A 12,859-nucleotide genomic window follows, 5' to 3' on the forward strand; every position below is an offset into this window, starting at 1 on the left:
TTGAATTATAGCATATCATTTCAGGAAAAGCAAAGAGATTCCGTTACGAGATTCCCTCGGCAAATTTGCGCTTGGCCATGTCTACGTCGCGGCCGATTTGCGCGATCAGCGCATCCACACCGCCGAACTTTTGCTCTTCCCTGATGTAGAACAGAAATTCTACTTCGACTTCCTTGTCGTAAATGTCACCAGAGAACTCGAAAATGTGCACTTCTAGTGATTTTTCTTTCTTCTCCAGCTCAAACGTAGGCTTGATCCCGACATTCATCACGCCGAAGTAGCTCTTGGAATCGACCGTGAAGCGCACGCCGTACACGCCGTTTTTGCCGATGAGATAAGGCTGTCCGACCCGGACGTTCGCCGTCGGGAAGCCGATCGTGCGCCCGCGCTTGTCGCCGTGAACGACCTTGCCGCGCACCTTGTACGGGCGGCCCAGCAGATGGCGCACCTGCTCGACATTTCCGTGGTGGAGATACTCGCGGATGATCGTGCTGCTCACTTTTTCCCCCAGCCGGTTGACCGGGCTGATGATGTCGAGCCCGTAGCGGCCTTTGCTCATCTCCTGCAGCGTTTGGGCGGTTCCCATTCCCCTGTAGCCAAACGTGTAGTCGAAGCCGACCACGACATGCCGGCACGCGAGGGGAAGCATGCACTCGGTAATGAAGTCCTCCGGGTAAACCGCGGCAAACCCGATATCGAACTTCATGACATACGTCCTGTCTACCCCCATCTTTTCGAATTGTTCCAGCTTGTCGGAAAGCGGGGTGAGGTAGCTCGTATAGCCGCTTTGCCCAAGAACCTCGCGCGGATGGGGGTCGAACGTCAGCACCGTACTCTCCCATCCGTTCGCTTTTGCGGTGTCAATCGCCTTTTGAATCACCCGGCGATGTCCAATATGTACGCCATCGAAATAGCCAAGCGCAATCGCGCATGGCGTCGCCTGCAACTCATTTGGTAGTGGATAGGTCAGGGAGATCGTTTTCACGGTTTACACCTCGGCTGGAAAGACTTTTTCTGCTTTGGCGAAAAGACCTTTGTCCCCACGGCACACGCGATGAATCCCCAGCAGCTCTTCGCCTGCAAACAGGCAGATCAGGCTGCCTACCTCGGCATCGACTCCTGGCAGCGCAGTCGCCAGTCCATTGCGCACCGCACGGGTTCGCTCCGGTTTGACCTGATAAGACGGCAAAAATGAAATCGCCTGTGGGATGGAGACAAGATAACGGGAGAGGTCCTCCCCACTCGCAGCCCGCTCCTCCAGTTCCTGAAGAGGAATCGCCTCCTCCTCTACGAACGGACCGCTCTTGATTCGCCGAAGCAGTTTCATATGGGCAGGATAACCCAGAGCGCGACCGAGGTCAACACATAAGGTGCGCATGTACGTCCCTTTCGAGCATGTGCACCTGAACGAGATATCGACGCTGTCCCCGTCTGCCTTGATCTCGTGGAGCGTCAGCTCGTACAGCGTCACTTTGCGCGGCTGGCGCTCGATGACCGTGCCTTCGCGGGCCAGGTCGTAGAGGCGCTTCCCGTTTACTTTTACCGCGGAAAACATCGGCGGGACCTGCTCGATCTCTCCCAAAAACGATTGCAGCAATTGCTCGATGCGCTCTACCGTAATCGCGGCTGCGTCTACCGGAGCTTGCTCCAGCACTTCACCGGAGGCATCCTCCGTCGTCGTCGCGGAGCCGAGCCGCAAGACGACGTTGTAGCGCTTGGGCAAATCCTGCAAATACTCTACCAGGCGAGTCGCGTTGCCCACGCAGATCGGCAGCACGCCTGTCACATCGGGGTCGAGCGTTCCCGTGTGTCCTACCTTTTTCGTTCCATACAGCCGGCGGATGCGCGCCACGCAATCGTGGGAAGTCATGCCCGCCGGCTTGTCGATTACCAGCACGCCGTGCGCGTTACTCATCGTGTTTCACTCCTAATGCTGGCTCCAGTACGTCCCATACTTTTTGCTTCGCTTCCGCGATCGTCCCTTTGACCGTGCAGCCGGAAGCTTTGGCATGCCCTCCGCCGCCGAGTTGCTTGGCAACAGCCGACACGTCCACGCGATCTCTCGCGCGCATGCTGACCTTGACGATTCCCGGCTCCGACTCCACAAAGGAAACGCCGACCTCGACGCCTTCGATGTTGCGGCAGTAGTTCACCAGTCCGCCTGCATCCTCGCGCTTCGCCTCTGCCTCGGCAAAATCATCGACCGACACGCAAATGGAGGCGACGAGGTTTTGGTGGGACAACTGCAACGTCTGCAGGGCGCGGCGCAATACTTTGACATGCGCAAACGTGATTTCCTCCAGGCATCGCTCCGCCACTTCGCCCGGCTTCACCCCGTAGGTCAGCAAGCGGGCCGCGATTTCCATTACCCGTGGCGTCGTATTGGAGTAGCGAAAGCCGCCTGTGTCTGTCAAAAGGCCGGTATAGATGCACAAGGCGAGTTCTTCGTTGAACGCGATTCCCGCCTCTTCCGCCACTTCAAACAAAATTTCCGCTGTCGCCGCCGCTTCCGGCCGCACCAGGTTGACCGTTCCGAACATGTCGTTGGTCGGGTGGTGGTCGATATTGAGGACAGCGGCGCCAGATGCAAATAAAGGCCGCACATCGCCCATCCGTGACTCATCGGCACAGTCTACGGCGATTACGGCCTCGAACATTTCGGTCAGCGGTTGTTTGCGCAGGTTGCGCAAGCGGTCAAAACGCGGCAAAAAGTCAAACTTGAGCGGCGTTTCCCCTTCGTTCACCACTACGTACTCTTTTCCCAACTGTTCAAGCATGAGCACGACTCCAAGCGCAGAGCCGGTAGCATCGCCATCTGGATTGACATGGGAAAGAACCAGGAAGCGGTCATGCTCCCGGAAAAAGCGGGCCGCTTCCTCTACTGCTGCTCGATTAGGATTCATCCTGTTTCTCTCCTTCTGTGGAGATTTCCCGCAGGATCGACTCAATTTTGGAACCGTAGTCAATCGACTCATCCAACTTGAAGACGAAGTCGGGAATATGGCGTAACTTGACGCGTTTGCCAATTTCGGTACGCAGGTAGCCTTTGGCTTTCGTCAGTCCTGCCAGAGAGTCTTTGCGCTGCTCCTCGCTGCCGAAAATGCTGACGAATACTTTCGCAAGCTGGAGATCGCTGCTCACTTCTACATCCGTTACCGTAACAAAGCCGACGCGAGGATCTTTCAGTCCACGTTGCAAGATGAGGCTCAGTTCTTTTTTGATTTCTTCGCCGACGCGGCTCATTCGTGTTTTGTTCATCTATTCTCACCTCCGCTGGCTGCCCTATTCGTAGTATTCCGTATCGACCCGAATCAACTCCACATCGGGATGGTTTTCCACGAACCGCACGACAGCCTGCATTTCTTGTTGCAAAAATGACATTTCATTAGCAACGGCAGCGATACCCAACACGGTACGCTGCCACTGCTCGGGATAAGCCATCTCCGCTGCGGAGACGTTGAAGCGGCTTCGCAGCTTGCCAATGAGACTTTTGACGATGGCCCGTTTTTCTTTCAAGTTTTGGCAAGCGGGCAGAAACAGTTCAATCTGCACCCCTGCTACCATTATTGCTTCACTTCAACCATGACGAAGGCTTCGACTACGTCGCCGACTTTGAGGTCCTGGAAGCGTTCCAAGGTCAGACCGCACTCGTAGCCTGCGTTTACCTCTTTGGCGTCGTCCTTGAAGCGTTTCAAGGTGTCCAGCTTGCCTTCGTAGATGACGATGCCTTCGCGGATCAGACGAGCACCTGCATCGCGGCTCAGTTTTCCTTCGGTTACATAGCAACCGGCGATGTTGCCGACTTTGGATACTTTGAAGACTTCGCGGATTTCTGCCTGACCGATGATGTTTTCTTTGTACACAGGGTCCAGCATGCCTTTCAGAGCTTGCTCGATCTCTTCGATCACGGTGTAGATCACGCGGTGCAGACGAATGTCGATTTTCTCCTGTTCAGCCATGCTGCGAGCGTTTGGCTCAGGACGCACGTTGAAACCGATGATGATCGCATTCGATGCGTTTGCCAGCGTAACGTCGGACTCGGTGATCGCGCCGACGCCAGTGTGAATGATTTTCACGCGGGTACCGTTGACGTCGATTTTTTCCAGGGAGCCGCGCAGCGCTTCTACAGAACCTTGCACGTCGCCTTTTACGATCAGGTTCAGCTCTTTGATATCGCCTTCCTGAATGTGCTGGAACAGATCGTCCAGCGATACGCGAGAGCTTGCACGGCGCTCGGATTCACGCTGCTTGGCTGCGCGCGCTTCCCCGATTGCACGGGCTTTTTTCTCGTCTTCAAACACGCGGAACTGGTCGCCCGCTTGCGGTACATCGTTCAGACCTGTAATTTCCACAGGGGTAGAAGGACCTGCTTCTTTCAGACGGCGGCCTTTGTCGTTGACCATCGCACGTACACGGCCGTAGGTAGAGCCGACTACGATCGGATCGCCGACGCGCAGCGTTCCTTGCTGTACCAGAATGGTCGCTACAGGACCGCGGCCTTTGTCGAGCTCAGCTTCGACTACCGTACCGCGCGCACGCTTGTCAGGGTTTGCTTTCAGCTCCTGAACCTCTGCGACGAGCAAGATGTACTCAAGCAGCTCTTCGATCCCAGTGCGCTGCTTCGCAGACAGTGGAGAGAAAATGGTGTCCCCGCCCCACTCTTCCGCAACGAGCTCATACTCGGTAAGCTCTTGCTTGATGCGGTCGATGTTGGCTTCCGGTTTATCCACCTTGTTGACAGCGACGATGATCGGCACGTTTGCCGCTTTCGCGTGGCTGATCGCCTCTACGGTTTGTGGCATCACGCCGTCATCGGCAGCAACGACGAGGATCGTAATGTCGGTAATTTGCGCACCGCGGGCACGCATGGTCGTGAACGCCGCGTGACCAGGTGTATCGAGGAACGTGATCTTCTTGCCTTTGATCTCGACCTGATAAGCACCGATATGCTGGGTAATCCCGCCTGCTTCCCCCGCTACTACGTTCGTGGAGCGGATGGCGTCGAGCAACGTTGTTTTCCCGTGGTCAACGTGACCCATGATGGTGACGACTGGCGGACGCTCTACGAGCGACTCAGGCGGATCTACTTCTTCGAGCGTTTCGAAGTTGGTTTCGTCGATGACGATTTTTTCTTCGACTTCTACGTTGTAATCAGCGCAGATCAGCTCGATCGCTTCGCGTTCCAGGTATTGGTTGATCGTTGCCATGATCCCCAAATTAAACAACTTTTTGATGATTTCCGCCGGTTCCTTGCGCAGTTTCACAGCCAGCTCGTTCACCGTCAACGACTCGGTAAAGGTGATTTTGCTAGGCGTCTCAAGCACTGGACGCTGTGGCTTTTGTCCGCCGCGCTGGTGGTTGTTGCCGCCACGACGGTTGTTTTGGTTGCGGTTATTTCCGCCGCGGAACGGCGTGTTCTTTTTGTTGTCTTCAAACGTCTTTTGCGTTTGTGGAGCTTTTTTGATTTTCTCGCGTTTTTCCAAACCGACATTGGATGGAAGTTTTACTTTGTCTTCAAACTCATCCCCGGTGCGGCCTTCCGTTTGGCTGGCAGTTGCCTGTTGCGGAGGACGCTGCTGGTTTTGCGGTCTTTGTTGGCTCTGTGGACGTTGTTGGTTTTGCGGCTTACGGTCAGTCGGTTTTGCTGGTTGACTTCTCATATGGTTTGGTCTTCTCTCCTGATTCTTCCCCTGATTTTTTCCGTGTTGAGGACTATGCTGATCGGGCTGATTTCCGCTGGTGCTGCCTGGACGATTGTTGCCGGAAAAATCGCCGCGATCGCGTTCGTTTTGTCTGTCGTTTTTTGCAGCTTGTGACGGCTGCCCCTGCCCTGCGTGGGACTGGGTTTGTTGTCCTCTGGATTCGTTGGGGCGTCGTTGATCGTCCATTTGTTTTGATCTTGCATCGCCAGGCGTATTGCGCGCTTCCGGCTTGGAGCCGGCACGCAGTTTGGCCATGTGATCCTCGATCCGCTTGATCGTCCCTTCTTCCATGATACTCATATGATTTGCTACTTCTATGTTCAATCGTTTTAGCAAATTGAGGATTTCCTTACTGCTCATGTTGTGCTGTTTGGCATATTCATACACACGTGTCTTCAAATAAACTTCACCCTTTCTAAGTTAGGTGAGCAGACGCTGAATGCTTTCAGCCAACTTCCCATCGGTCACCGCCACGGTAACGCGCCCATCTTTTCCGATTGCGTGTCCCAATGAATATCGGTCGCCTGTGGTTACACATGAGACCCCGTAATAGGAACATTTATCCTTGACTTTTTTGGCCGTATTGTCAGATGCGTCCGATGCGAGCAAAACGAGACGGGCCTGGCCGTTGCGAACAGCCGTGATGACCAATTCCTCCCCGGTCACGATTTTGCGCGCGCGCATCGCAATGCCGAGCAACTGAGCTGCTTTAGGGATCATCGTCCCATCATCTCCAGCCATTTCTCACGAAAAGCATCGTACTTCTCTTCGGAGATGGACATGTTCAGGGCACGTTCCAGCACTTTTTTCCATTTTCCCGATGCGAACGCATCCGGCTTCAGACAGCTTTCCTGCCGACACACATAGGTACCGCGTCCCGCCGCCTTTCCCGTCAGGTCGATGACAATCTCCTCAGCGGGCGTCCGGACTACGCGGATCAATTCCTTTTTCGGAAACATTCCTTGGCAAACAATGCATTTACGCAAAGGGATCTTTTTTTGCTTCATGACTATTCGTTGTCGACTCCTTCATCGCCCTCTACTTCTTTCGGGTAGTCGATGCCTTCCTGCTCTGCCTGAGACTCGCTCTTGATGTCGATCTTCCAGCCGGTCAGCTTGGCAGCGAGACGAGCGTTTTGTCCGCGTTTGCCAATCGCAAGCGACAACTGGTAATCCGGCACGATGACGCGGGTTACCTTTTCGGCGAGGTTGACTTCTACATGCAGCACCTTCGCCGGGCTGAGCGCGTTTGCCACGTACTCGGCAGGATCTTCGGACCAACGAACAATGTCAATTTTTTCACCTTTCAGCTCCGTCACGATTGTCTGTACACGCATGCCTTTTGGCCCTACACATGCTCCTACAGGATCTACGTCCGGATTGATCGAATGGACAGCGATTTTGGAGCGATCGCCTGCTTCACGAGCAACGGATTTGATTTCAACCACACCATCGTAAATCTCTGGCACTTCCAGTTCAAAGAGGCGCTTCAAAAGACCCGGATGGGTACGGGAAACGACGATTTGCGGTCCCTTGGTGGTTTTTTCTACTTTAATGATGTATGCCTTCACCCGATCTTGTGACTTGAACTCCTCGGAAGGCATTTTCTCGGTGATCGGCATAACCGCTTCCGCTTTGCCCAGATCAATGTAGTAATTGCGGGCGTCCATACGTTGAACAACCCCTGTGACGATATCATCCTCGCGCTCGATGAACTCGCTGTAAATGAGACCGCGCTCCGCTTCGCGAATGCGCTGGGTCACCACTTGCTTTGCCGTTTGCGCGGCAATGCGGCCGAAGTCGCGAGGCGTCACCTCGATTTCCACGATATCGTCCAGTCGGAAGTTCGGATCGATTTCTTGGGCAGCTTCCTGAGAAATCTCCAGACGCGGGTCCAAGACGTCTTCCACCACGTTTTTGCGTGCATACACGCGAACCATACCTGAATGACGATTTACATCCACCCGCACATTTTGGGCCGAGTTGAAGTTACGTTTGTATCCAGAGATAAGAGCCGCTTCGATGGCCTCGATCAGCACGTCTTTGGTGATGCCTTTCTCTCTCTCAATGGCTTCTAAAGCCTCGATAAAATCGCCGTTCATGACTTTCGTTGCCTCCTCCTTTACTTACCCACCGGCCGCTGGCATCTAAAAGACGATGGCCATGCGTGCCGTGTCAATTTGCTCCTGGGAAATCACGTACGTTTTTTTCGCTTCCTTAACAGTCAGCTTGCCGTCCTCGTACGATACCAGTTCGCCTTCGAACAGGCTTGCTCCTTCTATCGGCTCTTTGGTTGTAATGTGCACGTGCCTGCCGACAGCTTTGGTAAAATCCTTATCCTTGCGCAACGGACGCTCAGCACCCGGCGAAGATACTTCCAAAAAGTATGCAGTCGGAATCGGATCTACTTCGTCAAGTTTTTGACTCAGCTTCTCGCTGACAAGGCTGCAGTCATCGATGTCGATGTTGCCAGTTTCATTGTCGATAAACACGCGCAGAAACCAGTTGCTGCCTTCCTTTTTGTACTCGATGTCAACCAGTTCCAAACCCAATTCGTCAACAATGGGCGTGACCAGTTCGGTGACGATGCCCGTTACCTTGCTCAAGCAAGTACCTCCTTTACGTTTGAACCATGAGGTGCAGCCAGAAAGAAAGAGTGGGTTTCCCCACTCTCGATCTGTCGTGCGTATAAAACCAGTATTTCCAAAAAAATTATAGCATAACAGCCCTCCGCTGACAACCTTTGGATGCGGCTGCATCGCTTCGCTGCCCTAGAACAGCGACAACTGGTTCGATTCCGGCAGACCTTTCAGCGCGCCCTGCTCCTCCAAATACTCCAGAATCGTCTTGGAGATACGCGAGCGGGACAACAGGTCTTCCTTGGACAAAAACTCGCCTTCCTCCCGCGCCTGCACGATGCTGATCGCGGCGTTCGTCCCGAGACCTGGCAAGGCATTGAACGGCGCAATCAACGAGTCGCCTTTAATCAGGAAGCGGGTAGCGTCGGATTCATACAGGTCGACGTTGGCAAAACGGAAGCCGCGCTCCACCATCTCCAAAGCCATCTCCAGCACGGTGAGCAGCGCTTTTTCCTTCGGCTGCGCATCGTGACCCTTGCCCTCGATTTCTTCGATTTTTTGCCGGATCGCTGCCGAGCCTTTGACCATCAGCGGGATGTCGAAGTCGTCGGCGCGCACGGTAAAGTACGTCGCGTAAAATTCGAGCGGGCGATGCACCTTGAAGTAGGCGATCCGCACGGCCATCATGACGTACGCGGTGGCGTGCGCTTTCGGGAACATGTATTTGATGCGCTGGCAAGACTGGATGTACCATTCCGGCACGTTGTTTTTGCGCATTTCTTCCTGATCCTCTTCCGGCACGCCTTTCCCTTTCCGCACCGACTCCATGATTTTGAAGGCGCGCGACGGCTCCAAACCTTTGTAGATCAAATAAACCATGATGTCGTCGCGACAACCGATTACTTCAGGCAGTTTACAAATGCCGTTGCGAATCAAGTCCTGCGCGTTGTTCAACCATACATCCGTACCGTGGGACAGACCGGAAATCTGCACAAGCTCGGCAAACGTCGTCGGCTTCGTATCCTCGAGCATCTGCCGAACGAACTTCGTTCCGAATTCGGGAATGCCGAGCGTGCCCATATTCGTCCCGATTTGCTCCGGTGTCACGCCCAACGCTTCCGTCGAGCTGAAGATAGACATCGTCTTTTTGTCGTCGAGCGGAATCGATTTCGGGTCCATGCCGGTCAAGTCCTGCAGCATACGAATGACGGTCGGGTCGTCGTGTCCGAGAATATCGAGTTTCAGCAAGTTGTCGTGAATCGAGTGGAAGTCGAAATGCGTCGTGCGCCACTCGGACTCGCTGTCGTCTGCCGGGAACTGGATCGGACAAAAGTCTTCAATTTCCATGTAGTCCGGAACAACAATAATCCCGCCCGGGTGCTGTCCCGTCGTTCGTTTTACCCCTGTGCAGCCGTTGACGATCCGCGAAATTTCCGCATTGCGCAGCGTCAGTCCGCGCTCGTCGGCGTACTTTCTGACGTAGCCGTACGCTGTCTTTTCCGCGACGGTGCCGATCGTCCCCGCACGGTACACGTAGTCCTCGCCGAAAAGCTCCTGCGTGTACTTGTGCGCCCGCGGCTGGTAGTCACCGGAGAAGTTCAAGTCAATATCGGGAACCTTGTCCCCTTTGAAGCCGAGGAACGTCTCGAACGGAATGTCCTGCCCGTCCTTGGCGTAGTTGGTGCCGCACTGCGGGCATTCCTTGTCGGGCAAGTCGAAGCCGGAGGCAATCGAGCCGTCCGTAATAAATTCGCTGTGCTTGCAATTCGGGCAGCGATAGTGCGGCGGCAACGGATTGACCTCGGTAATCTCCGCCATCGTCGCGACGAAGGAAGAACCGACCGATCCACGCGAGCCGACCAGGTATCCATCCTGCAGCGACTTCGTTACCAGCCGCTGCGAGATCAAGTAAATGACGCCGAAGCCGTGCGTGATAATACTGTTCAGTTCTTTTTCCAGCCGCTTTTCCACCAGCTCCGGCAACGGATCGCCGTACAGCAGCTTTGCCTTGTTGTAGCACATTTCGCGCAACTCGTCGTCTGCGCCCGGGATGACCGGGGTGTACAGCTTGTCCGGAATCGGGCTGACGTCTTCGATCATGTCCGCAATCGCATTCGTATTTGTCACGACGATTTCTTTGGCCAGCTCTTCGCCGAGGTAGGAAAACGACTCCAGCATTTCATCTGTCGTGCGCAAATACAGCGGCGGCTGATTCCCGGCAGTCGGGTCGCCTTTTGACAACAGGAACACATCGCGGAAAATCTCATCCTGCGGGTTCAGAAAATGAACATCTCCTGTCGCGACGACGAGCTTGCCCATTTCCTTGCCCATCTCCACGATCATCTTATGGTAGCCCTTCATCGTCTCTAGCGACGGAATTTCTTCATTGCGAAGCAGTGGCGAGTAATGGTCAAGCGGCTGAATTTCCAGAAAATCGTAAAAAGCAGCGACTTCCTTCAACTCTTCAGACGATTTCCCGCGCAGGATCGACTGCATCAGCTCGCCTTCCTTGCATGCGGTTCCAATCAGCAAGCCTTCGCGGAATTTGGTCAACTGACTGCGCTGAATGCGCGGCCAACGGAAAAACGTCTCCACATGCGAACGGCTGACGAGCTTGTACAAATTTTTCAGCCCCGCCTTGTTTTTCACGAGAATCGTCGCATGGAAAGGACGGCCGCTCTTGTAGTCGGCTTCTTCGTTGCTCTTCTCGTTCAACTCGGCCAGCGTCTTGATTTGCGCTTCCTTGATGTCTTTGAGCATTTGCTGGAACACGTGGGCGAGCGCAACTGTATCGTCCAACGCCCGGTGGGCATTAATCAGCTCGACATTGAACTTTTTGGCGAGCGAGCCCAAGCGGTAGTTGCGCATTCCTTTGTACATCATCCGCGCCAGAGGCAGCGTGTCCAGAAACGGGTTGTTCCACGGCTCCATGCCGATCCGCTTCGCGCAAGCATTGATGAACGCCTTGTCGAACTCCGCGTTGTGCGCGACGAGCACGGCATCTCCGGTAAACTCCTTGAACTTGCGCAGCACAACATCGAGCGTGTCTTTGCCGCGGAGCATGTCGTTCGTAATCCCGGTAATTTCTGTCGTCTTCGGGCCGATCTCCAACTGCGGGTCAATCAGCTCGGTCCACTGGTCGACGATCTCTGCCCCTTTCATCTTCACGGCAGCAATTTCGATAATCGTATGCTCGGCGGCATTCAGACCTGTCGTCTCCGTATCGAAGACAACGTATTCGGTCGTCTCGTCGATCGGCAAGTTGTTGTCGGCGTTCAGGTTGTAAACGATGTCGATGCCGTCCTCCACGACATACGCCTCCATGCCGAGGATGCACTTCATGTTGTGCTTCTTGGCAATCGAGTACGCCTCTGGGAACGCCTGCACCACTCCATGGTCGGTGATGGCAATTGCCTTGTGCCCCCATTTCGACGCGGTCGAGATCAGCGACTTGACGGAAGCTACCGCATCCAGCGCGCTCATCGGAGTATGGCAATGCAGCTCGACGCGCTTTTCCTCGGCCTGATCCCGGCGAATGACCTGTTCGATCTGGTTCAGGTCGTTGGCGTTCATCACCAGCTCGCGGATAAAGGTGTCATGCTGCACGCTGCCGCGCACCTTGACCCACATGCCGTCCTTGAGCGCCTCCAGCATCTTGACGTCCTCCTTGTCGCGGGAGAACATCTTCACGGTCAGGGAGTCTGTGTAGTCGGACACGTTGAAGGTCAACAGATGACGTCCGCTACGCAGCTCTTTGACCTCGACGTTGAAAACCGTACCTTGAATCACGACGCGGCGCTCTTCTTCCTGAATCTCGCAGATCGGAATCGGCGCGTCCTTGATTTCGTAGCCCATCATCAAGGTCGTGATGGCTTCTGTCTTTTCCGAGCCTTTGCTTTCCTGGGCAGCGGCTGTCATGACGACTTCGACCAGCGCGCGCTCTTCCTCGTTGCGCTGCTCGACAAACGCCTGATAAGCCTCATCGCTTTCTTCGCCGTGGAAGGAAAAGCGCATGGAGCAATCCGTCGCCTTTTGAAAAGCGGCTAAGAGCTCGTTGTCCGCCCGTTTGCGCTTCGCGACTTCGACGGTCATCTCTGTCGGTAAGTACACCTTCACTTCCTGCTGCTCGACCTGCTTTCTGGCAGAGCGTAGCGTGACGGCCAGCGAATTGAGCGTCGGCTCTAAGCTTGCGACCAGCGCATCCCAATACTCCTCTACCACGAAGCCTAGCTCTGGTTTTTGCTTGTAGCGGAATCTGGCATCGACTTTTGCCAGGTGGGAAAAGGTTTGCGTCAGGCGCTTCGTGAACGCTGCATAGGCTTCTACGGGCAGCAGCTTGGGCAAGGTAAAATGAAAGACCCATTCCTTGTTTTGCTTGTAAAGCTCAAGCTTGTCAATCTGTCCGTCAAGAAAATAGCGGTTGACCCATTCGTCAGGCACTTCCATTTGCTTGAGCAGCAGAGAGAAGCGCTGTTTTTGCTCTTGTGTACGGTCCACGGTATTCCACCCTCCCAAAAACAAGAAAAAGAGGTACTCCCATTGTGTCCAGGGGAGTACCCCGTAAAATTCGACAAAATCT

Annotated in this window: 11 protein-coding genes; all 11 read right to left on the bottom strand. The window is 54.6% G+C overall.

Going from position 1 to position 12,859, the window contains the following annotated elements:
* Window positions 1-43: 43 nt before the first annotated feature.
* Complete coding sequence (locus AC27IT_RS02310) at window positions 44-985, bottom strand: bifunctional riboflavin kinase/FAD synthetase (RefSeq protein WP_007786843.1); 942 nt, start codon at window positions 983-985, stop codon at window positions 44-46.
* A 3-nt stretch (window positions 986-988) separates the two neighbouring features.
* On the bottom strand, window positions 989-1,915 hold the full coding sequence (truB, locus tag AC27IT_RS02315) for a tRNA pseudouridine(55) synthase TruB (protein ID WP_487091561.1): 927 nt from the start codon (window positions 1,913-1,915) through the stop codon (window positions 989-991).
* Window positions 1,908-2,903: a DHH family phosphoesterase gene (locus AC27IT_RS02320; protein WP_005834160.1), complete on the bottom strand. Its 996-nt coding sequence runs from the start codon at window positions 2,901-2,903 to the stop codon at window positions 1,908-1,910. The genes truB and AC27IT_RS02320 overlap by 8 nt, the downstream gene beginning before the upstream one ends.
* Window positions 2,893-3,258 carry a 30S ribosome-binding factor RbfA gene (rbfA, locus tag AC27IT_RS02325; protein ID WP_005834162.1) on the bottom strand — a complete coding sequence of 122 codons (366 nt, stop codon included), beginning with the start codon at window positions 3,256-3,258 and terminating at the stop codon, window positions 2,893-2,895. Before rbfA ends, AC27IT_RS02320 begins: the two co-directional genes overlap by 11 nt.
* A gap of 24 nt (window positions 3,259-3,282) precedes the next feature.
* Entirely contained in the window at window positions 3,283-3,564 is a 282-nt protein-coding gene (locus tag AC27IT_RS02330) for a DUF503 domain-containing protein (protein WP_005834164.1), read from the bottom strand.
* Window positions 3,564-6,101: a translation initiation factor IF-2 gene (gene infB, locus AC27IT_RS02335; RefSeq protein ID WP_487091562.1), complete on the bottom strand. Its 2,538-nt coding sequence runs from the start codon at window positions 6,099-6,101 to the stop codon at window positions 3,564-3,566. The genes AC27IT_RS02330 and infB overlap by 1 nt, the downstream gene beginning before the upstream one ends.
* 21 nt (window positions 6,102-6,122) lie before the next feature.
* Window positions 6,123-6,422 (bottom strand): YlxQ family RNA-binding protein, encoded by a 300-nt coding sequence (locus AC27IT_RS02340; protein ID WP_005834170.1) that lies wholly within the window; start codon window positions 6,420-6,422, stop codon window positions 6,123-6,125.
* Window positions 6,419-6,709, bottom strand: a complete 291-nt coding sequence (rnpM, locus tag AC27IT_RS02345; RefSeq protein WP_005834172.1) for an RNase P modulator RnpM — start codon at window positions 6,707-6,709, stop codon at window positions 6,419-6,421. Before rnpM ends, AC27IT_RS02340 begins: the two co-directional genes overlap by 4 nt.
* A 2-nt stretch (window positions 6,710-6,711) precedes the next feature.
* Complete coding sequence (gene nusA, locus AC27IT_RS02350) at window positions 6,712-7,803, bottom strand: transcription termination factor NusA (protein ID WP_487091563.1); 1,092 nt, start codon at window positions 7,801-7,803, stop codon at window positions 6,712-6,714.
* 45 nt (window positions 7,804-7,848) lie between these two features.
* The gene (gene rimP / locus AC27IT_RS02355) at window positions 7,849-8,307 is read right to left on the bottom strand and encodes a ribosome maturation factor RimP (RefSeq protein ID WP_122952490.1); all 459 of its coding nucleotides are present in this window, start codon (window positions 8,305-8,307) and stop codon (window positions 7,849-7,851) included.
* Window positions 8,308-8,472: 165 nt separating this feature from the next.
* Window positions 8,473-12,777, bottom strand: a complete 4,305-nt coding sequence (locus tag AC27IT_RS02360) for a PolC-type DNA polymerase III (protein ID WP_025846090.1) — start codon at window positions 12,775-12,777, stop codon at window positions 8,473-8,475.
* Between the last annotated feature and the right edge of the window lie 82 nt (window positions 12,778-12,859).

This window comes from Brevibacillus sp. YAE8 (genome assembly GCF_057543335.1).

Excerpts from the sequence above, each read along its gene's own strand:
- truB (WP_487091561.1), bottom strand. The coding sequence starts at position 1,915 with ATGAGTAACGCGCACGGCGTGCTGGTAATCGACAAGCCGGCGGGCATG.
- AC27IT_RS02320 (WP_005834160.1), bottom strand. The coding sequence starts at position 2,903 with ATGAATCCTAATCGAGCAGCAGTAGAGGAAGCGGCCCGCTTTTTCCGG.
- rbfA (WP_005834162.1), bottom strand. The coding sequence starts at position 3,258 with ATGAACAAAACACGAATGAGCCGCGTCGGCGAAGAAATCAAAAAAGAA.
- AC27IT_RS02330 (WP_005834164.1), bottom strand. The coding sequence starts at position 3,564 with ATGGTAGCAGGGGTGCAGATTGAACTGTTTCTGCCCGCTTGCCAAAAC.
- AC27IT_RS02340 (WP_005834170.1), bottom strand. The coding sequence starts at position 6,422 with ATGATCCCTAAAGCAGCTCAGTTGCTCGGCATTGCGATGCGCGCGCGC.
- rnpM (WP_005834172.1), bottom strand. The coding sequence starts at position 6,709 with ATGAAGCAAAAAAAGATCCCTTTGCGTAAATGCATTGTTTGCCAAGGA.
- nusA (WP_487091563.1), bottom strand. The coding sequence starts at position 7,803 with ATGAACGGCGATTTTATCGAGGCTTTAGAAGCCATTGAGAGAGAGAAA.